The 23,422-nt window shown below is 43.5% G+C and carries 20 protein-coding genes and 2 pseudogenes; 15 read left to right on the top strand and 7 right to left on the bottom strand.

The genetic code is table 11. The annotated features are described in order from the left end of the window. The first annotated feature begins 24 nt into the window (after nucleotides 1-24). On the top strand, nucleotides 25-768 hold the full coding sequence (locus tag ABWW58_RS11795) for an SDR family NAD(P)-dependent oxidoreductase (protein WP_353869328.1): 744 nt from the start codon (nucleotides 25-27) through the stop codon (nucleotides 766-768). Between the two features lie 24 nt (nucleotides 769-792). Further along, nucleotides 793-1,812, top strand: a complete 1,020-nt coding sequence (locus ABWW58_RS11790; RefSeq protein ID WP_353869327.1) for a uroporphyrinogen decarboxylase family protein — start codon at nucleotides 793-795, stop codon at nucleotides 1,810-1,812. A gap of 377 nt (nucleotides 1,813-2,189) precedes the next feature. Here ABWW58_RS11790 and ABWW58_RS11785 read toward each other — a convergent pair whose 3' ends face one another. Next, complete coding sequence (locus ABWW58_RS11785; protein WP_353869326.1) at nucleotides 2,190-2,324, bottom strand: hypothetical protein; 135 nt, start codon at nucleotides 2,322-2,324, stop codon at nucleotides 2,190-2,192. 107 nt (nucleotides 2,325-2,431) lie between these two features. Next, a complete protein-coding gene (locus ABWW58_RS11780; protein ID WP_353869325.1) occupies nucleotides 2,432-3,043 on the bottom strand; it encodes a hypothetical protein in 612 nt (203 codons plus the stop codon). 103 nt (nucleotides 3,044-3,146) lie between these two features. On the opposite strand from ABWW58_RS11780, the gene ABWW58_RS11775 reads away from it, so the two are divergent. After that, a complete protein-coding gene (locus tag ABWW58_RS11775; protein ID WP_353869324.1) occupies nucleotides 3,147-3,953 on the top strand; it encodes a hypothetical protein in 807 nt (268 codons plus the stop codon). 118 nt (nucleotides 3,954-4,071) lie between these two features. On the opposite strand, the gene ABWW58_RS11770 is transcribed toward ABWW58_RS11775, so the two are convergent. Beyond that, on the bottom strand, nucleotides 4,072-4,821 hold the full coding sequence (locus tag ABWW58_RS11770; RefSeq protein WP_353869323.1) for an SDR family oxidoreductase: 750 nt from the start codon (nucleotides 4,819-4,821) through the stop codon (nucleotides 4,072-4,074). A 277-nt stretch (nucleotides 4,822-5,098) separates the two neighbouring features. Here ABWW58_RS11770 and ABWW58_RS11765 point away from each other — a divergent pair, with 277 nt between their 5' ends. The 7 genes from ABWW58_RS11765 to ABWW58_RS11735 all read left to right on the top strand — a co-directional run bounded on the left by ABWW58_RS11765 (nucleotide 5,099) and on the right by ABWW58_RS11735 (nucleotide 14,095). Continuing rightward, nucleotides 5,099-5,671 (top strand): DNA-3-methyladenine glycosylase I, encoded by a 573-nt coding sequence (locus ABWW58_RS11765; protein ID WP_353869322.1) that lies wholly within the window; start codon nucleotides 5,099-5,101, stop codon nucleotides 5,669-5,671. A gap of 18 nt (nucleotides 5,672-5,689) precedes the next feature. Next, entirely contained in the window at nucleotides 5,690-6,598 is a 909-nt protein-coding gene (locus ABWW58_RS11760) for a helix-turn-helix transcriptional regulator (RefSeq protein WP_353869435.1), read from the top strand. A gap of 390 nt (nucleotides 6,599-6,988) precedes the next feature. After that, nucleotides 6,989-7,615 (top strand): GyrI-like domain-containing protein, encoded by a 627-nt coding sequence (locus ABWW58_RS11755; RefSeq protein ID WP_353869321.1) that lies wholly within the window; start codon nucleotides 6,989-6,991, stop codon nucleotides 7,613-7,615. Nucleotides 7,616-7,633: 18 nt separating this feature from the next. Further along, nucleotides 7,634-8,710, top strand: coding sequence for a BtaManbiosPhlase (locus tag ABWW58_RS11750; protein ID WP_353869320.1), 1,077 nt, complete (start codon nucleotides 7,634-7,636; stop codon nucleotides 8,708-8,710). A 344-nt stretch (nucleotides 8,711-9,054) separates the two neighbouring features. Then, nucleotides 9,055-11,481: a Xaa-Pro dipeptidyl-peptidase gene (locus ABWW58_RS11745; protein WP_353869319.1), complete on the top strand. Its 2,427-nt coding sequence runs from the start codon at nucleotides 9,055-9,057 to the stop codon at nucleotides 11,479-11,481. 15 nt (nucleotides 11,482-11,496) lie between these two features. Beyond that, entirely contained in the window at nucleotides 11,497-12,090 is a 594-nt protein-coding gene (locus tag ABWW58_RS11740; RefSeq protein WP_353869318.1) for a DJ-1/PfpI family protein, read from the top strand. A gap of 436 nt (nucleotides 12,091-12,526) precedes the next feature. Then, the gene (locus ABWW58_RS11735; RefSeq protein ID WP_353869317.1) at nucleotides 12,527-14,095 is read left to right on the top strand and encodes a Vga family ABC-F type ribosomal protection protein; all 1,569 of its coding nucleotides are present in this window, start codon (nucleotides 12,527-12,529) and stop codon (nucleotides 14,093-14,095) included. Nucleotides 14,096-14,550: 455 nt separating this feature from the next. Here ABWW58_RS11735 and ABWW58_RS11730 read toward each other — a convergent pair whose 3' ends face one another. Further along, entirely contained in the window at nucleotides 14,551-16,254 is a 1,704-nt protein-coding gene (locus tag ABWW58_RS11730; protein ID WP_353869316.1) for an AAA family ATPase, read from the bottom strand. Nucleotides 16,255-16,729: 475 nt separating this feature from the next. Here ABWW58_RS11730 and ABWW58_RS11725 point away from each other — a divergent pair, with 475 nt between their 5' ends. From ABWW58_RS11725 to ABWW58_RS11715, 3 genes are read left to right on the top strand one after another with little or no spacing between them, the layout of a single operon-like run. Continuing rightward, the gene (locus tag ABWW58_RS11725; protein ID WP_353869315.1) at nucleotides 16,730-18,778 is read left to right on the top strand and encodes a hypothetical protein; all 2,049 of its coding nucleotides are present in this window, start codon (nucleotides 16,730-16,732) and stop codon (nucleotides 18,776-18,778) included. Next, entirely contained in the window at nucleotides 18,779-19,645 is an 867-nt protein-coding gene (locus ABWW58_RS11720; RefSeq protein ID WP_353869314.1) for an ABC transporter ATP-binding protein, read from the top strand. Beyond that, nucleotides 19,638-20,276: a hypothetical protein gene (locus tag ABWW58_RS11715; protein ID WP_353869313.1), complete on the top strand. Its 639-nt coding sequence runs from the start codon at nucleotides 19,638-19,640 to the stop codon at nucleotides 20,274-20,276. The genes ABWW58_RS11720 and ABWW58_RS11715 overlap by 8 nt, the downstream gene beginning before the upstream one ends. 161 nt (nucleotides 20,277-20,437) lie before the next feature. On the opposite strand, the gene ABWW58_RS11710 is transcribed toward ABWW58_RS11715, so the two are convergent. Both ABWW58_RS11710 and ABWW58_RS11705 read right to left on the bottom strand, forming a co-directional pair. Then, complete coding sequence (locus tag ABWW58_RS11710) at nucleotides 20,438-21,253, bottom strand: Fic family protein (protein WP_353869312.1); 816 nt, start codon at nucleotides 21,251-21,253, stop codon at nucleotides 20,438-20,440. A 66-nt stretch (nucleotides 21,254-21,319) separates the two neighbouring features. After that, on the bottom strand, nucleotides 21,320-21,535 hold the full coding sequence (locus tag ABWW58_RS11705; RefSeq protein ID WP_353869311.1) for a helix-turn-helix domain-containing protein: 216 nt from the start codon (nucleotides 21,533-21,535) through the stop codon (nucleotides 21,320-21,322). A gap of 557 nt (nucleotides 21,536-22,092) precedes the next feature. On the opposite strand from ABWW58_RS11705, the pseudogene ABWW58_RS11700 reads away from it, so the two are divergent. Then, nucleotides 22,093-22,236 (top strand): annotated as a pseudogene (locus tag ABWW58_RS11700) (IS4 family transposase); the annotation flags it as partial. A gap of 17 nt (nucleotides 22,237-22,253) precedes the next feature. Next, nucleotides 22,254-22,559: pseudogene (gene tnpA / locus ABWW58_RS11695) on the top strand (IS200/IS605 family transposase); the annotation flags it as partial. Between the two features lie 304 nt (nucleotides 22,560-22,863). Here the strand turns inward: tnpA and ABWW58_RS11690 are convergent. After that, nucleotides 22,864-23,388, bottom strand: coding sequence for a hypothetical protein (locus ABWW58_RS11690; protein WP_353869309.1), 525 nt, complete (start codon nucleotides 23,386-23,388; stop codon nucleotides 22,864-22,866). Nucleotides 23,389-23,422: the final 34 nt, after the last annotated feature.

The raw sequence follows: 23,422 nt of genomic DNA, 5'->3' as shown, positions 1-23,422 counted from the left end.
ATAATGAAGGAGACAGATAGCAGAATGGCAAGCGATGAGAAACATGTGATTGTTACCGGAGCAAGCAGCGGCATTGGCCGGGCAGCTGCGGTTGCTCTAGCTGATAAAGGGTACAACGTGCACCTAATTGGCCGAAATGCGGGTCGTCTGGCTAAGGTACAGGAAGAGACAAGCCGCGATGGCGTTCAAAGCACAACGTATCAATTGGAATTGACCGATAAGACGGCGGTTCAACAGGTGTTTGATGAAATCTATTCCAAGACCGGACGTATTGACGGGTTGGTCAACTCGGCAGGTATTTTCTACACGACGGACGTATTCGACTATGATGATAAATCATGGAAGGAAATCATGGATGTCAACTTCTATGGAACGCTGTACCCAAGTCTGGCACTGCTTCCGAAACTGATCGCTCAAGGATTCGGCAGCATTGTTAATGTGACGTCTGTCGATGCTTTTGACGGAATCGCGAATTACGATGCGTATGCTGCCTCAAAGGGTGCAGTAACCAGCTTGACAAAGACATTGGCGCTGGAAGGAGCGCCAAAAAATGTACGTGTTAATGCGGTTGTTCCGGGGATTACGGATACGGAAATGACGCATGAGCGTCTTCTGGAAAACATTGAAAAGTACCGCAAAAAAGTGCCGATGCAGCGTGCGGCTCAAGCGTCTGAAGTTGCAAAGCCGATTGCTTTTCTGATTTCTGATGATTCAAGTTACATCACCGGTCAGAGTCTCCACGTCAATGGTGGATGGCGTCTCGCATAAGGCAAAATACAGGGAGTGACTGTTGTGGCAGAAAACAAACATCAGATTTTACTCGATACGCTCGATAATAAGCCGACAGCCCAAGTGTTGGCCGGATTTTGGCATCACTATCTGTCTGACGAGAAGAAACAAGTGCTTGGCTACCGTGATCAGGCGGTGATCGATGACGTTGTTGCGCGGCAACAACGTTTCTATGATCGCTATAAGCCTGATTTTACAAAGATTATGAGTGACGGATTCTTCCTGCATCCCAGCGTGATTGACAACACGTTTGAAACGCCGGAAGACCTGAAGAAGATTCAGCGCATTGATGCGAATGATCCATGGATTACGCGTCAAATTGTAGCGATTAAAGCAATCGTTGCACACTACAATGGTGAAATCGGCAGCTTTTACAATATTTTTTCGCCATGGTACCAGTTGCGCCTGCGTTTTGAGATCCTTGAACAGGATTCCCAGAAAATTTACCGCTTTTTAAGAGACGATCCTCAGGCGATTGCTGATGCATTTGCTGTTCTTGCCGATGACCTGATTGTTTTGAGTACCAAGTTGATTCAAGAGTCGGGGATTGACGGCATCTATCTGTGCGTGCAGCAGCCTCAGGACTCCGTCATTAGTACGAAAACGTGGCAGCAGTTCGTCCAGCCAAGCGAGGTTAAACTGCTGAGCGCAGTGCAAGATGTTCATGATTATAACATGATTCACATCTGCGGCTTTGAAGGCAAACGGAATCGCTTAGGCGACTATACGAACTATCCGGTCAAAGCGTTCCACTGGGCTTCTTATGTTGAAGAAGTTTCCTTAAAAGAAGGAAAGAAACTGTTTGACGGCCGCGCGGTGATGGGTGGTTTTGAAAATACGGAGAACGGTGTCTTCTATAAAGGAAGCAAAGAAGAAATTCAGGCGGAGACAAAGCGTCTGCTCGAAGAAAACGGACATCAAGGCATTCTGCTCAGCGCAGATTGCAGCATCCCGTTTGACACCGACGACGCGCATGCCGCGTGGGTTTCCGAAGCAGCGAACGAAGTGAATGTTCGTCGGTAAGTTGAAGAATGAAGCAAAAAAGCGATCCGAACGCCTTCGGATCGCTTTTTTGCGGAATTTCCTAACAAGAAAAGATTAGCATTGTACTTTGCTGATACGATGATAGGTCATAAAGTGCGAATTCCCAATTCGTACTGATCGGTTGGGCGATCAGGTAAGTGACTTAATCTGAGAATAAACGGAAAAATTCCGCCTATTTAGAAAATAAACGAAAAAATCGCTTAAATAGACGGAGAAATTCCGCTTATCGGATCGAAAAACGTGAAAAGGGAGGGTTTTTCTATGAATAAGCGGAAAAATTACCCTTATTTACCTGTGAAACAAGCGCCATGACGCAAATAACCGGAAAATCTCCGCTTATTTCCCTCGCTCCTTAATTAAGGACCAAAATGATTTATTAGAAGCTTGGTTTCAGCACGCAGACGTGTGGTCACAGCAGAGAGTTCTTTGGTGACGTATATGAGCAAGTCTTGTGCCGCAGCGACTTCAGTTTTTTTTTCCGCAGACACCAACTACTGTACAGCCTCTACCCCTTGCTGTTTCCTAAGAGCAGGAGAAGTTCGGCAGCTCGCGAGGCAGGTGTGGTACCTTTTATATGAATTCTAAATGACGCGTTCACCTATTTGTTTAGAGATGCAGCAAACACTTTTCTTGTCTCGTTTAGCAGAATAAATAATTGAAAGGCGGTAGTGAGCATATAGAGGAAGAGCAGGACGAAGAGGACGACGCCCGCGGTCTGATTAAGATTGAGCGTGCCTGAAGCATCTTTTGTGAATAAGATTCCTGTTGTAATGATGAGAAATGTGACGACACTATAGGACAAAAAGAGCCAACCGGTCCAATTCGCCTTTGAAGCGAGTTCGGCGTTCCCAATCCGTTGTGCCTCTTGCTCAATGCCTTTACATAAGTGATAGACGCAGTAGATAAGCAGAATGGTTGTTACTGCAGAAAAAGTGAGTGAAAAGAGTCTTCCGCTAAGCCGAGTGTTGTTGATGACACCATTTAGAACGGCGGAATGTCGGATGAAAAGGTCTAATGCTGATAGGGGAATCAAGAGCAGGCTTGAATGTTTTACATGCATAAACTGATCGTTCTGAATAGAGGATAGTAGTTTATTTGCGCCGATAAAAACCAAAATATAACCAACGACATCGGGTAGAATGTCGATTGAAGCAATATTAAATTGGAAAAATATAAAAATGAATCCGACTAGCAAGTGGCGAAAGCCCAAAAACTCATCCCCAATTCGATTTTTTAATGATAACTTGGTATCATTATACACTATACAGGCTGCGTGAAGGAGGGGATTTCCAATTAGTAGAAAGCTATTGATTTTGTTTTCTGTGATTATAGCGTTGTTGTTTGTTTACGCAGGTTATACATATCTGGATCAGCTTTATCAATCCGCTGTGATCGCAGACCCTGAAACGTTGCAAGTTCAGGATCAACCCTTGCGCCCGGGTGATCGTAGTCAGCAGCATTCAGATGCAATGGGGTTTCAGTTTGCAAATGATTCACTGGCAGGCAAATCAAAGATGAAACAGTTAACTGAAATGACCGGTCAAGTGGCGGATCAAGAAAATGTATATGTAAAAATGACATCGAATCATCAGCAATACCTGTCCAAAGAAAACTATAAATGCGCGCTTAACCAAGCATTTCATTCTAAATTTCCGCAGCGAACACAGTTCATGCGTATTCGTTTGACGCTTATTTACGAAGGACAGCGTAAATTTGCACTGATCGGCGACGAACAGGTAGACTATAGCCCGGCAAACTTGAAACCAACTTCAATAACCATTCAATATAGGCAAGAGTTTCGTTCACTATTCAGCACCGCGAAACAGACATGGGCGAGTGTTCCGGAATTTGAACCTCATCGTTTATCCATTGCCAGACGGTCCTATCGTCCATCTGATGTACCCAACGATCAGAATGAACCATTTTTTGATAACAGTAATCAAACGAGTATTGCCTACCATGTCGATTGGCAGCAGCCTGCCTTTCTCCAGGATCTTGTCGGGCTTAATTTTACCTATGTAACTGAATTTGAGATCCCGAAGAATAGTTCGCGTGCGGATGTCTATGTGCAGCAAGCACAACCCGTACTTTCCAAACAACTAACGTATTCACTTAACTAGTTATTACGTCGGAAATGCTGCCGAATTAAGTGTTGAAAAAAGAATCGAAGACGATCCGCAAAGGATACCTCCGATTCTTTTTGATGGTCAATTTTGCATTGCGAGGCACTGCGTTAAATTAGTTTCTCTGCGCGGTCGGGCGTATGATCACTTCGTTGATGGATACATCGTCCGGTTGGCTGATTGCGTAAGCGACAGCGTTGGCAATCGCTTCCGGCTTAATGCCGTTGAATTTCTCTTTTTCTTCAACCTGTTTCTTGAGTGTTGGATCTGTTATTGTGCTTGGAAGCTCGGTTTGAACAGCTCCGGGCGAAATGTCGGTGACACGAATCCCGCTGTACGGAGACTCTTCCAACCGCAATCCTTCGGCAATGGCCCGAACCGCAAACTTGGTTCCACTGTAAACCGCCCATCCTCCGGGATTAACGGCAAAACCAGCGACAGAATCGGTGTTAATAATATGGCCCGATTTTTGGCTGCGCATAATTGGGAGTGCGGCCGCAATTCCGTAGAGGACACCCTTGATATTGACATCAATCATGCGTTCCCATTCATCAACTTTCAAATCGCGAAGTGGGGACAGCGGCATCAGGCCTGCGTTGTTGTAGAGCACATCAATTCGGCCATATTTTTCAACGGCAAGATTAATCAGTGATTGAACGTCTTCTTTACGTGTCACATCTGTTTTTTGATAACAGGCGTCTCCGCCATTGTTGATGAGTTCAGAAACTAATGCGTCAAGTTTTTCCGTACGGCGCGCACCGAGAACGAGCTTGGCCCCTTTATTGGCAAGTTTTCGAGCAGTGGCTTCGCCGATACCGCTTGATGCGCCGGTAATGACAACAACCTTATCTTTAATCTGTTCCATCTGACTGACAGCCTCCAGTTTTCATGTGTGTAGTGGCAGAGCATGGATTACTAACAATTATGATTTTTGTGAACTGGGTTGTACAGCATCAATTGTGTAAAAATAGTGGTATCAGGGGAGTGAAGCTGATGCAAATGAATAGCAACAAAAGAGTACACCGCTTATTCATTAAATATGACAATATGTCGTCATATTTAATGAACTATAATAGCATTACAGTCATAAAGATTAAATCGGTAAGAAAGCAGTCGTTGAAATCAAATTATAAGGAGAAATTATGGAATCTACTTGTTCATGGGCAAAGACAAATGAACTCATGCGCCTCTATCATGATACTGAATGGTGCAGACCAAATCATGATGACCGCTATATATTTGAACTGCTCGTCTTGGAAGGCGCGCAGGCAGGTCTGTCTTGGTCAATTGTACTAAACAAAAGAGAAGAGTACAGGAAGGCATTCAATAATTTTGATATTCAGTACTGCGCGAATCTAACGGACCAAGATATCGATCATATACTATTGAACACCGGAGTCGTTAACTATAAATTGAAAATCAATTCTGTACGAAGCAATGCATTAGCGGCAATTGCCGTTCAGCGAGAATTCGGCAGCCTCTCAAATTATCTATGGACTTATGTTGATCATCAACCGATCATATCGAATTGGCGTAACGAGAACCAAGTGCCATCTCAGACGGATCTGTCAAAAAAAATAAGTAAGGACTTAAAGAAAAAGGGTTTTAAATTTGTCGGGCCTGTGACTATTTATTCGTTTATGCAGGCAATCGGTATGGTCGATGATCATGTGGCAAGCTGCTCCTGTCATACGAAAAACAGATTTTGCAATTAGGGGTGATGCGTTGTGCAAATGAACAGGCTGTTTGCGATCGTTTATCTTTTGCTTGATAAAAAGAAAGTAACAGCTAAGGAGCTGTCTGCTCATTTCGACGTGTCTATTCGAACGATCTATCGTGATCTTGATCTGTTATCAGCATCTGGGATACCCATTTATACGGATCGAGGAAAGGGCGGCGGGATTCGCCTTCTTGAAAATTTTGTGTTCAATAAAGCGCTTCTTTCCGATCAGGAGCAGAATGAAGTGTTGATGAGCCTGCAAAGTCTTAGCGCCTTGAAAGTTCCTGATGTCGATTCGGTTCTTAATAAGCTAAGCACACTCTTTAGCAAGCAAAGTGCGAACTGGATTGCTATTGATTTTTCTCATTGGGGCAATAGCGAAGATGAAAAGCGAAGATTTGCTGAGTTAAAGGCAGCCATTGTGACACGTCGATTCGTGATTTTTGATTATTTTAGTTCGTACAACGAGAAGACGCGGAGAGCAGTTGAACCTCTAAAGATCGTTTTCAAAGGCCAAAGTTGGTATCTTTACGGTTATTGCCGCCTGAAACAAGATTTTAGGATTTTTAAAATAACGCGAATGAGGAATCTCAATACGTTGAATCAATCCTTTGAAAGGGAAGTTCCAAACGATATTTGGAGTCAGTTCAAATCGGATCAAACCAGAGAGGTCACCCTAAAAATTAAATTTGATAAAGCGGTTGCTTACAGGATCTACGATGAATTCGATCCGACATGCATTCAGAAACATGAAGATGGGAATTTTACAGTTACTGTGACTTTTCCTGAAAATGAGTGGGTTTATGGCTATATCTTGTCCTATGGCTGCCATGCTGAGGTCTTAGAGCCAAAACGTATTCGGGAACTCATAATAACAAAATTCAAAGAAGGGGCTAATCGATATACTGAATATGACAGATAGTTGTCATATTAACGTTGCTATACTGAGTGCATCATTGAATGAAGCGAGGTATAGACAATGAATTATGAAGTTGTTCAGTTAGAAGAAAAAACGGTAGCCGGGCTGAAAATCCGAACAAATAATCAAAACCCGAATATGGGGAGAGACATCGGAAGAAACAAAAGGGTTTGGTAAAAACATTCATGTTCATACCATTCAGGCGGGAAACTATGCAAAATTTATTGTGCGCGGTGATGTGCAAACGGCTGTAGGAATTTTTTGGAAAAGCTTTGGTCTACGGACCTAGACAGAAAATTCAACTGTGTGATTTTGAAGAATATCAGAGCGGCTGCGATAAGGATCATGCTGAAATGCATGTGTATAGTTCATTAAATGAAAGTGGGGGAGCCAATGAATAAAGTAGATTACAAGAAGGACTTTAAAGATCTGTATCTTCCCAAACAAAAACCGGTCATTGTGCGCGTACCCAAGATTCATTTTGTCATGATTGAAGGCAGCGGCGATCCAAATGGTGACGGGTTTGCCCAAGCAACTGCTGCTCTTTACAGCCTCAGTTATGCGGTGAAAATGTCCTATAAAAGCAAGGTGGTTCCTGAAGGTTATTATGATTATGTCGTTTTTCCGCTTGAAGGCGTTTGGGATCTGGTGGATAAAACCTTGCCACCGACTGTAAAAAGTAATTTAAAATACACCTTGATGATCCGCCAACCTGATTTTCTCACAGATGAATTATTTGAGCGATTTTTGTCTGAAACAAAAAAGAAAAAATCCAATCCTTATTTAGATCAAGTGAGATTCACAGCGGCAGATGAAGGGTCTTGCTGTCAGATACTTCACAAAGGGAGCTATGATGACGAGCCGGAAAGTTTTAAGCGGATGGCTGAATTTTGCAGTGAACAAGGCTACAGAAGAATTTCAAAAACACATCGCGAGATTTATCTTTCTGATCCGCGGAAGGTTGTGCCCGAGAAACGTAAGACAGTACTTCGTTATCCAGTTGAAAAAATAAATCGTTAAAACATAGAGGCGTTTCGAATGGTAAAGGTTACGCGTTTTCTGGAAAATCCTCTGATTTGTCCCGAAGAGGTCAAACCGTATCATGATGGCTATGAAGTGATTGGCACCTTCAATGCCGGTGTGGCAGAGTATCAGGGGGAAACCCTGCTCTTGCTGAGGGTTGCGGAACGTCCGATCGTCCATGATCCTGCAATCGTGCCCTCTCCTTTTTATGATGTCATTGAGCATAAAATCCGGGTGGAAAATTATCATCGAAAGGATCCTGCATACAATTTTGAAGACAGTCGAACGGTCCGTCCCTCGAACAATCTGGATACATTTGTCGGTCTCACGTCATTGTCCTACCTTCGACTGGCGCGAAGTCAAGATGGGTACCACTTCACGGTGGATGATCAGCCGTTTATCTATCCGTCGAATCGGTATCAGACATTCGGCATTGAAGATCCGCGCATCACGCAGATTGGGGCGACGTACCTCATTTATTTCAGTGCCGTTTCGCCGCTTGGCATTGGCGATTATTTGGTGACGACAAAGGATTTTAAATCGTACGAGGATCAGGGACTCATCTTTTCACCAGAAAATAAGGATGTTGTCATTTTCCCTGAAAAGATTCACGGCCTTTACTATGCGCTGCACCGTCCTTCTTTGAAGAGCGTCGGTAACCCGGAGATTTGGATCGCAGAGTCGACTAATCTCAAGCATTGGGGCAATCATCGCCATCTGCTCGGCGTACGCGAACATTTTTGGGATGAAAGCAGAATCGGAGCCGGAGCCGTACCCATTCGGACCAAGAGCGGGTGGCTGGAAATTTATCATGGCATGGACGTGCAAAACCGGTATTGTCTCGGCGCGCTGCTGCTTGATCTGGACGATCCTTCGCGGATCATTGCCCGATCAGCCGAACCGATCCTTGAACCGGAAGCCGACTATGAGAAGCATGGCTTTTTCGGAGCGGTTGTTTTTACGTGCGGTGGCGTTGTCCAAGGATCTAAGCTGCGGCTTTATTACGGAGCTTCTGATTGCGCAATGGCCGGTGCGGAATTGGACCTTAATGAAATTTTGGGGGAGCTTGAGAAAGTGCCGCGCAACACTTAAGAAATCGGCAACGCACGAAAAGTCTGGTTCAATGCACGAAAATAGGTGGCCAATGCACGAAAATCGAGGATCAATGCATGAAACGGAGATAGAGATCAAGCCATGCGCGAAAACAGCGATCCAATGCACGAAAAATTTGGTTCAATGCACGAAAACAGCGATCCAATGCACGAAAAATCTGGTTCAATGCACGAAAAGTCTGGTTCAATGCACAAACGACGATGCGGAGATGATCATGTGCTTTATTACAGAGGCAAGTAGTGAAAAATCCGCAATAACGTTGATCGATACAGAGGCAGGTGAGTGCTATAATAGCTTCAGTTACTAACTGAGGAGTTTTGTCGATGAAAAACAATCAATTTGCACGAATAAGTGCCGATCACCAAACAGTGGTCGAAGAACTGCAACGGATTCATTTTCTAGATGATCAAATTAACCATGCATCGACGCCAGCTGCCTATCGTTTGCTGCTCAGAAAAGTATTTTTAAAGGTTCGGGGCGAGCATGAATTTGATATGAAACTGCGAAACTATTTAGCAACCCCCAATACCGATCTCAAAGACTACTTGGATGCCGGAGAGCCGATTACGGCGGAAGTTTTCTATTTAGTTGCGTTGCAGCTGTGCGGATTTTTGCCGGAGGATGATTTTTCGATTACTGATCCGGTTACCGCAATGAAAAAGATGCAGCTGCCGATGCTTGAAGCTGCGGGTGCATGGACTAAAGAGCAGATCTTGGACGCTTGGTATTTGCTGCTGACAACGCACACTAAAGATGGTCAGACATTCCTGGATCTGTTGACGAGTCAAGGCTATTTTGTTCCATTTTATGACCTGTCCGCGCAGCAGAAGCCGCTCTTTTTTAACGGCAAATCTCAAGCGGTATTTGATACAGCCAAGCTGATTCGTGAGGTTGTTTATGTGGAGTCTTCTGTGGATTCGGATCGTGACGGGAAACGGGATCTGCTGAAGGTTCAAATCATACGTCCGGCGGATACGGAAATGGGATTAAGGGTTCCGGCACTTTTTACGGCCAGTCCCTATAATCAAGATACAAATGATGAAGCCGGGGAAAAAGCGATGCACAATGTTCATGTACCGCTGACCGAAAAGCAGCCGAATGACCTCAGCTACGAGGATATTGCCTGTCATGATGAGAAGCCGGAACTGCCTGCTCCTCGTCCGATCAATGGGGAAACAAACTATGCGACGGAGACGTTCAGCCGTGAATATTCCTATACATTGAATGATTTTTTCTTGGCGCGAGGATTTGCGGCAGTCTACTCTGCCGGTATTGGTACGCTCGATTCAGACGGCATTCAAACATGCGGCGATCCGCAGCAAACGGAAGCCACAATTGACGTGATTGAGTGGTTGAATGGAAAGCGCCGCGCGTTTACCAATCGCACGGATAACATCGCGATCACCGCTTGGTGGTGCAACGGCTCTGTGGCGATGACCGGCCGCTCCTATTTGGGCACCTTGGCGACCGCTGCCGCCACAACCGGAGTTGAGGGATTAAAGACAATCATTTCCGAAGCGGCGATCTCTTCATGGTACGGCTATTACCGCGAGGGCGGATTAATGATTGCCCCAGATGGTTTTCCCGGTGAAGACGCCGATGTTCTGGCGATTGAAACAATGAGTCGGATGAAAGCCGCTGCTGATTATCATCTGCACATTAAAGATTATTTTGACACGCAGATGGAGAAGATGGCACGCGATATGGAGCGTGAATCCGGTAATTATAATACATTTTGGGATGCGCGCAATTACCTTAAAAAGGTAAAGAACATTAAATGCGATGTGCTGATGATTCACGGACTGAATGACTGGAATGTGAAGCCGGGTCAGGTGGAGCAGCTATGGCAGGCACTAAGGGATGTGCCGGTATCGAAGAAAATCATTCTGCATCAAGGGCAGCATATCTATATTAATGCCTTTCGCTCGATTGATTACACGGACATGATCAACCTGTGGATCAGTCATGAACTCTACGGTGTCCAAAATGGGGCGAAGGAACTTCTGCCTAATGTGATCGTGCAAGACAATGTGACTCCGGAAACATGGACGGCTTATCACGATTGGTCTGAACCGGGCGCAGCGAAGGAAATTTATCATTTCGCTTCCGGAAAACTCGTTTCAACTTCGACGATTCCTGAAGTGCTGTCCTTTAAAGATAGTCTTCCAAAGAACACGTTTGATCGTTATGCAGCGCACCATGATCAATGGGCACAGGACATTCTTGCAGAGGAACGGAATGCTTTGAGTGAAAACCGACTGCTGTTCAAAACAGATCCGGTGAATGAGGACAGGATCATTGATGGTCGAGCACGTGTTCATGTTCAGGTGGCTTCAAACCAATCCTTTGGTATGCTGAGTTTTCAACTGGTCGATTATGGGGACGCAAAACGGTTTAACGTTTCGCCGACACCGAATTCGATGAGAAAAATCGACTTGGGGTATCATTGGCGCGAGGATCAGCTTCGTGAATTCACCCTGGCTACGTTTGCCTCACCGTTTAAGATGATTTCAAAGGGGCATATCAACCTGCAAAATCGAGAAAATACATGGAAGGTTGACGCATTAAACCCAGATCAGTTCTATGATATCGATGTAGAATTACAGCCGACATTCCACCGATTAGTCGTCGGTCATCAGTTGGGACTTGTTGTTTACGCGACTGACTTTGGAATGACGGTGCTTGGCAATCAGGACTTGCACTATTCCTTACAATTAAACGGCTGCCGGTTAGATGTGCCTTTTCGGTAAAAAAGGAGGCCACTGATGGACATAAACATTTTGCTTTTTCCCGATTTTGAAACACTGGACGCCTTTGGTCCGGTTGAAGTATTGGGAAGAATCAGCGATTATGCGCTCCATTTTGTGTCAATGGACGGCGGGACGGTGACCAGCAGGCAGAAGACGCCGATTATGACCGAACCGATTGATCACACCAATGCAACTGGTATCCTTCTGATTCCGGGTGGACAAGGTACGCGCCCGCTCGTTCACGATGAAGATTTTATAGAAAAATTAAAGCATGCGGCAGAACAAGCAACCAATTGCTTAACCGTGTGCACCGGATCGGCACTTTTGGCACGGACAGGGCTTCTTGACGAAAGAAAAGCAACATCCAATAAGATCGCTTTTGATTGGGTGAAAGATGTAAACCCGGCGGTACACTGGGTGGAGCGCGCCCGGTGGGTTACGGATGGGAAGTATTACACGTCGTCCGGCGTCTCAGCGGGAATTGATATGACTCTGGGTTTCATCGCCGATCAATTCGGCTCCGATCAGGCTTCTGATATTGCTCATGGCATTGAGTATGTCTGGAATAACGATCAATCCCATGATCCATTTTCGAGAAAGAAGCATTGAAACAGTGATCATCTTTTTTGATTGGATGGGTTGCTGTTTGACAAGCGTAAGCAAATTGAGTACATTGAAAGTAATCGAATGAACGGAAAGGGTGAACCAAGGGCCGATGAAAAACTAATCCTATTTTTTGAAACCGCCAGTTGAAGGTACTGTGAAGCAGGGATACCGCACTGCAGTCATGCCTTCAAACGGAGTTCAGAATAGGATTGGTATCTGTAGTCGGCTTGAGAAGACCCAGTGTCTTTTTGGTGTTCGCCTATATACTTACAGCCTCCTAATCTGAACAACAGATAGGGGGCCTTTTTGTACGAATTAAATTGTACAAAAGATTAGCGGAAGCTAGTATAAGAAAAATTTAAGGATCAGCCTGTGTCAGAAGTATGGCTAAGCCAAGTTTTTCCTATGTCCCTGACTATGAAAAAATGGGGATGATTTTGTGATCTTGTTAGAAGCTTTGCACATAAAACATTACGTTAAGGACCGTTTGTTACTCGATATCGATCAGCTGCATATCCATCAAAAGGATCGAATTGCACTCGTTGGACAAAACGGGTGCGGGAAAACAACACTGCTCAACATCTTAGTGCAGAAAATCGTACCTGAAGAAGGAACCATTATTCAGCATGCGTCGTGTGAACTGCTGCCGCAGTTGAAGCGCACGGATACGACCAAAAGCGGTGGGGAAGTGACGCAAGAATATATCCAAGAAGCTCTGGTGCGGGATCCGGAGTTGCTGCTTGCGGACGAACCAACGACCAATCTGGATACGGATCATATTGAATGGCTGGAAAAGAAGCTGAAGGCATGGCAAGGTGCGCTGGTTATCGTCTCACACGACCGCGCCTTTTTGGACGCGCTTTGCACAACACTATGGGAGATCAATGACAGCAAGATAAACGTATATAGAGGCAATTACAGTGATTACGAGCAGCAAAAAGAGGCAGAGCTTGCTAAGGAACAGGCAGACTATGAAAATTATGAGAAAAAGAAGAAGCAGTTGGAAGACGCTTTGAAATTAAAAGAGAAAAAAGCGGAACGGGCGACAAAAAAGCCAAAAAACTTAAGTGGCTCCGAAGCACGAATTACAGGAGCAAAGCCGTACTTTGCCAAAAAACAAAAGAAATTGCAGGGAGCGGCGAACGCAATTGAAACACGATTGGAAAAGTTGGAAAAGGTAGAAAAAGTGAAAGATATTCAACCGCTTAAGATGAATTTGCCCAATGCGGAAACATTCAAGGGTCGGATTATTCTTCGTGCAGAAAACAGTTCCATGCAATTTGGTGAGCGCCGACTTTGGCATAAAGTGAGCTTCTTTGTTCGTGGGGGCGATAAGCTGGCCATCATCGGTCCCAATGGCAGCGGAAAGACAACATTGCTCAAAAAGATCATGAATCATGAATCTGGACTAACGCTGTCTCCATCTGTGAAGATCGCTTACTTCAGCCAAAATCTAAACATTCTTGATGAAAATAAATCAATCATCGAAAACGTTCGAGCAACGTCAAAACAGGAAGAAACGCTGATCCGAACGGTGCTGGCACGAATGCATTTTTTTCAGGATGATGTTTACAAGCCGGTTGGTGTATTGAGCGGCGGTGAGCGGGTAAAAGTTGCGTTAACCAAGCTCTTTCTAAGCGATATGAATACGCTGATTCTCGATGAACCCACAAACTATCTTGACATGGAAGCGGTCACCGCGTTAGAATCGCTGCTCAAAGCGTTTGAGGGAAGCGTGATCTTTGTTTCCCACGACCGCCGATTTATTGAGGCCATTGCCACTCGGATTGTGGAAATTCGAAATCAACGAATTCGCGTGTTTGAAGGAACCTACCGCCAATTCAAAAATGACAAACCGAAAAAGAAACGAGATCTCGAAAAGGACAAACGCCTCGTACTCGAAACAAAAATAGCAGCGGTGCTCAGTCGATTAAGTATTGAACCATCTGAAGAACTGGAAAGAGAATTTCAAGAGCTGTTGAAAGAAAAAAGGGGACTGGGTCATTAAAAAATAAAAGCCGATGATTTCTTCATGCAGGAGAAATCGTCGGCTTTTGTTGTTCCAAGATAAGAAAGTATAAGATTTTTCCCGCCAATACGACGATAAGGTCATGGGCTGCTGATTTCCCATCCGCACGGGTCGGTTGAGCGATCAGGTAAACCGCCTAGTATGATAAATAGACGGAGAAATTCCGCTTATTTCGAAAATGAACGAGAAAATAGCGTAAATAGACGGAGAAATTCCGCCTATCGAATGAAAAAACGTGAAAATGAAGGGCTTTTCGGTGAATAAGCGGAAAAATTACCCTTATTTACCGGCGAAACAGGAGCCCTGATGCAAATAACCGGAATATCTCCGCTTATTTTACTTGTTCCTTAATGAAGGACCAGGATGCTGAATGCAACGCGAAAGCCACCGCATCCCGCGGAAGTAAGGACCGGGCGCTTTTTGCCTGGCTTTTCTTATTCTTTCTTTTCAGACGTCTTTTCTGTATCAGAAGTTTCAACTAATGCTTTGATTTCAGGCGTTTCAGGTCGCTTGTGACCATACAGATGAACATAGAGTGCATCAATTTCTTCACCAGTGAGGTCGCCATGTGTCAATAGTTCTCTGGAAATGGCATGAACGAATTCAGTGTGGTCTTCAATTAATGACTTCACTTGGCTCATCTGATCGTTCAGCAGTTTGTTGATTTTCGGACGAAGCTGCTTGAGCGCATCCTGCTGTGAGCCGGTTGAAAGCCAGCTGAACAGTTCATCGCTCATGCCGACCGCTCCAATGTAGGCACCGGCAAGCTGGGTTGCTTGCTGCAGGTCGGATGTGACACCGTTTAGTTTTTTTCCTAAAAAAAGTTCTTCGGAAGCACGCGAAGCCAGGCACACTTGAATTTCCGCCAGCATCTCGCTGTCGCTTTGATTATAGCGCTCATGAGTCGGTTTTGTTGCCGCGAGGCCAAGCGCGCTGCCTCGACGAATTATAGTGACTTTCCAAACGCGTTCATGGGGCTTCAGCAGGTACTGGGCAACCGCATGGCCCGCCTCGTGATAGGCAACGTTTCGTTTTTCATCGTCGCTCATTGAGCGGAGCGGCTGTTTCAGCCCCCACTCATAGGTTTCCATGGCCGCTCTAAAATCTTCATAACTTGCACTGTGTGCACCGCGTTGATGCGCGAGGACAATTGCTTCGTTCACAATATGCTTGATTTGTGCCGGACTGTAGCCAATGGTGTCTAATGCCGCTTTTTGCGGAGTCAAGGTACTGTCCCGGTTGACTTTCTGGAGGTAATAATCAAACACATCGACACGGCCATCATAATCGGGTGGATAAACCCACAGCTTACGGTCAAAGCGGCCGGGACGAAGCAATGCGGAATCCAGCACGTCCGGCAAATTGGTTGCACCGATGGTCAGAACAGCGCGGCGCTCTGCTTTTTTGTGCCGGAGTCCAAGCGCACGGAACAGCTTGGCAAACCGTGAATGATCAATATTCGGCGGGTCCATTTGCAGCAGAAGTTCGTTGAGCAGACCGGATCCCCCCATGCCAAGCATCCCGCCAAGTCCACCGCCGCCTCCGTTTGCTTGCCGTGACATGCCGATCGCGTCAATCTCATCGATGAAAATAATGCAGGCACCATAGGTTTTTGCTAGCCGCCGAGCTTTCTTATAGAGGCTCATCACTTTAAGATTGCCAACACCGAAGAACATATTTTGAAAGCTTGGCGCTGAAGCATAGGCGAAAGGAACCTGAGCCTCGTTCGCGACAACCTGTGCGAGGTAAGACTTTCCTGTCCCCGGAGGACCGCAAAGCAGCATCCCGCGGATGGCCTGACCGCCCATTTTTTTGAAATCTTTGACACCCCTGAGCAAGGTGACAATGCGTTTGGCGTTCTCAACGACCTCAGGATTTCCTCGGTAATCATCCCAGCTCGATCCGGTTTCTCCGGGCATGATCCAATAGGTTCTTCCTCTGGCAAGGAACCAAAAGAGGGCAACAAACTGAATGATCATAAAGAGTACGGCAAAGAACAGTTGAAAAATCAGGTTAAATGCCGTCATAGCGACATTTTGGGCGACTTGTCCTCCTGCCCAAATCGCTGTGGCAATGGCCACTGCAATGATGAAGAAAATCAGTACTTTTCGCCACATGAGCCAGCGATATTTTTTCATAGTCTCACTCCCCAACTTTTTTCTCGTCCATTCTCAAGGAATGAGATGATAACAGAAAAAAATTTTTTCTTGTACTTGAAAGCTTTTTAGATCACTTCGATTGAAGAGACGCTGAAATGAGGCGAAATAAAGCCAAAATTCAGGCGTCAATTTATTATAATTGTAATAGATTAAAAAATAATTAACACTATTTTGAATTAAAATAGATGACTGCCAAAATCATTTGAATAGTATCAAGTAGTATTGGGTGAAAAAATGGTAGTGGACGAAGCGGTTGCAAATAGTTAAAGTAAATAAACAACAGAGTAAAAGTGTTAACCACCAAAGATCTACTGCGAACAATCTTACTGCTTTCTGATCATTAAAAAGGCATTCAAATTCCTCCTCGTTTAATTCTAAAATCATTTACATTTAAATTTTATTATTGTGTATTAAATACGGTTTTGCCAATTCTACAGTACAAGGAAGTGATTTGATGAGAAATCGAATAGTGAATACGTTAACTATTTTATGGTTACTGTTACTGCGTCAACCTTTATTCTTGTCTCTTTTGCTAGGTGGAATGATCTATGAGGGGTTGGGTTTACATCAAATAGTCAACCCAGGAGAATTTATGCCTAGGTCTAGCTTCTTAGTTCAAGGAGGAATTCTTGCTTTTCTTTTCATTGGGATCTGGATCGTTAGAATCGAAACGATTCATCAGCTTGATGATTTGTACCTTAGTATACATCACGCTTTTGTTCCAAGGCTATTTGCAAAATTGATCTTTGGTGCGTTCATTTCAATCTTTGTTGGGATCATTTTATACATAGAGTATGCCATTGTTTATTTGGCTGAGGGCTTTTCGTTTAATCATCTGTTCTTCAGTGCTTTTCTCTATGTCATGCTTTACTTTTCTTTTACCTTTTATATTAGTTATTTACTTGGCTTTTTGCTTGCTTTCCTGACAAAAGATCGGGTGGTTTATCTTTATTCAATAATTATTTGGGGATTGATCGGACCGGCAAATTTTATTTTTCTTGGACGAACACTGCGAAAACCTGCAGAGATTTTAAATCTTGGAGAACCGAATCCAACGATTGGTTATGATGGCCTTTATGGGTTTGCTATTGACGGTGTTTATTGGCAAAAGCACCTCTTATGGTTAGTTATTCTTCTTGGAATTTTTCTACTTGCTCTTTCGCTAAAGTATCGTGTGTTTACGCGAAGAAAAACAAATCTGCTTATGATTAGTTTGAGTGTCATCGTATTACTCCTCACAATTTCTTTGAACTTGGATCGACAGGTTTATTCAGCAGGGAATGCACGCACAAAGCCGAGAGAAATGGTAGAACAAAACTATTACTCTAAGAAACAAGTAGTTCCGAAACAGTACAAGATAAGAGCGACTTCATACACGATTGATCTGCGCGTAAAAAGATTGGTAACTGCACAAGTCAACATGACACTTAAAAATCAAGAGCAGCAATCTTTAGGTCATGTAAATCTATCTCTCTATCATGGATTTAAGGTCAGAACAGTCCGGGTCAATGGACAATCAGCTTCTTTTTCACAAAAGAAGGATCATCTGCATCTTACATTGAAAAATAAATGGGTGCCAGGCCACAAGCTTAAGGTTGAACTCAACTATCAAGGATTAAGTTCACCGCTCTTTTATGCGAATGGCCAATCCATTTATTTGCCCTATTATTTTAACTGGCTTCCATCCACACAATTAAGTCCTTCGTTTACGCTCGATAACGGGAATTTAACGCGAATGAATCATCAAAACATGCAAAAGGTCTCTTATGTGCTGCACTACAGGGGCAGAACGCCACTTTATACGAATATTCCAGAACGAACCCATAATTCGTGGTCAGGAAAAACGCGCGGTCTCACACTTGTATCCGGTGAAGTGCAGAACGAAAGCCAGAATGGAGAGAGCTACGTTCATACAACAAACTTGAAAAATCCCCAATCGAATGACCTGCATCAACAAACCGAAAAATTTATTGAAACAGCGAAACAGGATTTAGATCTAGGACATCGCGCAGTTCCAAAAACGATTTTTAGAATACCGATCCTTTCCATCTCGGACTTATCTTCTGAAGAGTTTGCCTGGTATACCGATGACACCTTGATTGTTAGCGATGCTTCCGAGTATTTGCTTAAAGAAGGGCTGGGTTCTTATGTGAGCTGGCTGGTACCTGCAGTCACTTGGAAATATGATGGTATCCGCGTGCAAGACCAGGATTATGTACGAGCGTTCGACATGACCTATGCCTATCTTTATAATCAATCGGAACATATTGGTAATGACTCAGAAGTATTGGATTGGTATCAAAGCGTAAAGAGTACAGGTGGAAAACAAGAGGTTCTAGAATGGTTGTCTCATTGGATGAAGGGACAAGTTGCGAAAAACATAGTTACGAGCGTTGCTAAGAAAAAAGACTTCTGTCGCTCTTGGTATCGGTTAATGAAATCCGGTGACACTTCGTGGGACTCGTTAAATCAGTTGCTTAAGAAAGAAATGGGGAGATCTTAAATGACTACATTAAAAATTAAAAATATCGTTAAAACATTTGGTAAGAAGCGTGCGCTTGACCATGTCTCATTAGAAATAACCGGTACATTTGGGCTCTTAGGACCTAACGGGGCCGGGAAGACAACCTTGATGCGCTTGATTGCTACACTAGATACTCCGGACAGTGGGGAAATAAAGTTAAATGGCTTATCTTGGACGCAGCCTCACCAGATACGGAAACTGTTGGGTTATTTGCCGCAACAGTTTTCCATTTATAAATCGCTAACCGTTTATGAAGTCATGAATCACTTTGCTGTCCTGAAAGGAATCAGTGAGAAAGAAGAACGTAAGAGGGAAATCGATCGCATTCTGGAAGCCGTTAATTTGCAGGACCAAAAAATTAAAAAGATTCGCGCGCTTTCTGGGGGAATGCTTCGCCGATTAGGTATTGCACAGGCCATTCTCGGTGATCCGAAATTGGTGATCGTTGATGAACCCACAGCCGGTCTGGATGTACAGGAGCGTGTCCGGTTTTGTAAGCTTCTGCGACGGTTAGCAGAAAATAGAATTATTATCCTATCCACGCATATTGTCGAAGATCTGGAAGCCACTTGTGATCATATTGCCATTATTAATGAGGGGAAAGTAATTACATCAGGGACACGGCGCGAGTTGACGAAACATGCAGACGGACATATTTGGGAAATGGATAGCCCGATGGATGTGGATCCGCCTATTCCGGAACAGGCAATTATTTCAACAGTGCAGCAGGGTGATCATTACCGTATTCGTTTTTACCATGACACGGAACTACCGGGTGCCGGACAAGCGGAACCTAATTTGGAAGATGCTTATCTTTATTACATGAAGGAGGCTGATCATGTTTAAGCAAATGGATTGGCCGTTTGAAATAAAGGCAATGGGTTACAATTTCTATGTTCCATTTTGTCCGTTTCTTGTGTTCCTCGCTACGTACTTTTTTGGTGATCAGACGCTTCCGGACGCGTTGCTGCACCAAATGGAATTTATCATCGCTCCTTTTTCAGCATGGTGGATTTCATTTTTATTCTATGGGTATTTCGAGGAAGGAGGGAGTACGTTCTTGTTCAGTTACCCGTTAAAGACCATAGAGCATGGAATTTTCAGGGTACTGCTCTTTTTTCTAGCTTATGCGTTAATAATTTTGGCTTGCAGCTTTTTATTGGCGGTGAGGCTTCACAACACGCCATTCATCATCTTGTTCTTTCAATTTGTATCTGAGGCTCTGGTCTACACGTCACTAAGTTTTATGATCATTATTTTATTTAAGCTGATCTGGGTGCCTCTGCTGTTTCTAGGCTCCTATGTGTCAACAGAATATCTGACTGGAGGGCAAATCATTCCCTACTACCATGTGATGGTATTTCAACCAGCTTCCATTCACGTCAGTGTTTTACCGCAAACGTTAATTAATCTAGGGATCTCACTCATTTTTTTCTTAGCTGGTCACTACTATTTGAAGTATAAATTGCATGCTTAAAATCCCATAGAAATTTACATTGGTTAGAACAGATATAGTGGGAAACAAGTATTTTCTCTTTGATTTTATGACGGTGTACTAGATCTGGAGTTAAATATTGTTCATAAACAAAACACGGGAAGCGGCGGCATCCCGTGTTTGAATAATTCCTATACGTAGCATTACATACTCGGTTGGGATCCCTCATCGTCGGAAAGAGATTTGTCATTTGTTAATAACAGATCCTTGTAATCAACTTGAAGACGATCCAGGTATGTCATCAGTGTCTGTTCCTCCGTCTCTTTAATAAACGAAACGAATGGCTCACGATCACCAGTGGTATCGCCGCTTTCCAGTGTCTGATAGTAGGCAACTTCTGATTCACCACTTGCTTTAACAATGACCGGTGGATAACCTTGTTGCATAAGCAAAAAATTCATTGCAAGACGAGCCGTGCGTCCGTTTCCATTAATAAATGGATGGATCGATGTCAAACGATGATGAAAGACAGCTGCACGTTCAATCGGATGCAGGACATCTTCATTTCTATGCAGCCAACTAAATAGATCAGTCATTTTCTCCTGGACAAGAAAGGGTTCCGGAGGCTGATGCTGACTACCGGATATCTCCACAGCGACACGCCGATACGCGCCGGCATCTTCTCTGCTCGTGCTTTTAAAAACGAGATAGTGTACCTGTTTTAAGTCATGTTCAGTGAACTGCTGTTTTTTAGAGACAAGATCTTCAATGTAATCCGCTGCCTCATTCAGATCAACGGCCTCTAGGTAATCTTTTAATGGCTTTTTGCCAACGGTAATTCCATTTTGCAAGACCATTTTTGTTTCAAATGGAGTCAGTGAGTTACCTTCGAGCGCATTGCTGTTATAGACCATGCTGATTCGGTCATCCGATGCGATGCGCGCAGCCTCCCCTTTGGTTAGAGGCCGTTGCTGATCCAAGAGATTTTTTAGTGATTCGGCCAATGTAAAGTCAATCATCTGATTTATCCCTCCTTCTAAACATAAAAGATTCCCTAAGAAAAAGGATGTTCTCTATGGCATCTTTTAATTATCATCGTTGGCGTCCTCAATTACTTCAAAGAGATCCTCAATCGACAAATTAAGAGCGCGAGAAATGCGGAACAGCGTATTATCCGGATGTTTAACCTGATTATCAAATCTTGAGATTGTACCTTGAGGAATAGAGCTAAGTCGACTCAGGTCTTCTTGAGTTAGTCCTTTTTCCTTTAATATTTTTTTTAGCTGGGGCTTAACATGCATAATAATAGTCACCTCGAATGCATTATACCATATGGAATAAATATATAAAATCCCTTGTATTCTATATTCCATAATGGATTTTAAAACGAGACTATATCTCCGGATACTTAACCGGACTAGCTACAAAAGTTAGGACACTAACGTCTCTTTGTATGGATTTTATTTCTAATATTAAATTGCACACAAATGAATATGATCCTTTAGCCATGCAATATTCCTCTTTAGCTTTTACCAATCAATAGGGCTAAAGAAAAATTAGTCCATTTAATTAGACTGTATAGCTCAAAAATCTTATTGGCAAAGTGCGTTGTAGTAATTTGCGGGCACGAACATTTATCTTTATTGTGAAATTGATAGAAAGGAATGATTGTCAGATGAAGAAACAAATAAAAATTATTTATTGTAACTCAACTTTCGCAGAGTAAAAGTCCGGAATAATCCTTGATGTAACATGCTTTGTGGCGTATTCAAGCGTCCTTGACCAAATAGAAAGACACCTTCCTATTTGGTATAGTGAATTTGACGAAAACACTACCAATAGACGAGGTGTCCCCTATATGATAGCGAAAAATGGACTGAATAATCAACTGCCAAAGGAAATAAAAGCGACTTTTGATGAATTAGATGTGCTCAAACAGTTACGCCATGCAGGCATTACGAAAGCGTTTTGTTTTACGTGTGCCTATTTATTCAGTGCTTTGAAAACCCTAGGCTAAAAGATCACATACACATGATGGTCAGTATACCGCCGAAGATAAGCGTTGCAGCTTTTATCGGCTATCTCAAAGGAAAAAGCAGTTTAATGATCTTTGATCGACATGCGAACTTGAAATACCGATATGGAAATCGAAAATTTTGGTGCAGGGGATACTATGTGGATACAGTAGGAAGAAATAAGAAAGTGATTGCAGAATACATTCGCAACCAGATACAAGAGGATGTAGTCGCAGAGCAATTAAGCATGTTTGAACATATTGATCCGTTTACTGGAGAAGAGGTCAAACGCAAAAAAAAGAAAAAATAGAAGTCCCCCTTTTAGGGGTGCCGGGGAAGTAGTGCGGTTGGCGGACGCCTCGGTGCCCTTTTAAGGGCTGGCCAGTAACAAAGGCTTTCAGCCGCAGAGCAAACCACCCGTTCACACGGGTGGTTTTGATTTGTGATTAAATAATACATCTTTGTAAAGAAAAAGGGGGGGATTCCAACTTCAAATCGATGCTGTTATTGGCTTGATCCCAATCACTCTAGTAGGGTGTCTGAGGTTGGACTTGTTTGGATTAAAACAAAAGGGACACTTTATTTTACATGAGTTAATTTATAGGAGCCCTTTTTTAGTAAGCGCAATGAACTCCTGGCAAAACAACAAATTTTGTGTTATCTAGTGCGTCTGCATGTCCCTCAAAATATGCAATTCCACCATTATTTTTATTCATAGTTACATAACCGCTAACGGATGAACCAAATACCCCTGAACCAGCTACATGTGCATCTCTTGCAAAACCTGAATAGTATCTTAATTTTACAGTTCCGTTAAATATATATGGCCATGCTGTATTGGGTTTAGCAGACCAATACACAATTCTTCCTGTATCGCCTGCCACGATACTCGCTCGTCCACCTGGACCACTTACTGATGACAAAGGACTGATAAGATTGTTATTTGAATTACTCACATCAAAAGGTGAAACCGAAGCGTTAGGAGCATTAAAAATAGCATTGGAAATCTCCTCATCATTGCCGAAAGTTCCTACAGTTATTTCCTTATCTTGATATACGATTTTTCCCTTCTTATACAGATTATCTAATTCCTGATCACTTTTGGAGTTGCTTGCAAATGTTAGTGATGGAGCGGTCAAAATTAATGTGAGGTTAAAATTAATACTGACAAAA

It is taken from the genome of Sporolactobacillus caesalpiniae, assembly GCF_040513385.1.
GTDB lineage: Bacteria > Bacillota > Bacilli > Bacillales > Sporolactobacillaceae > Sporolactobacillus.
This window is presented reverse-complemented; position numbering and strand designations above follow the sequence as displayed.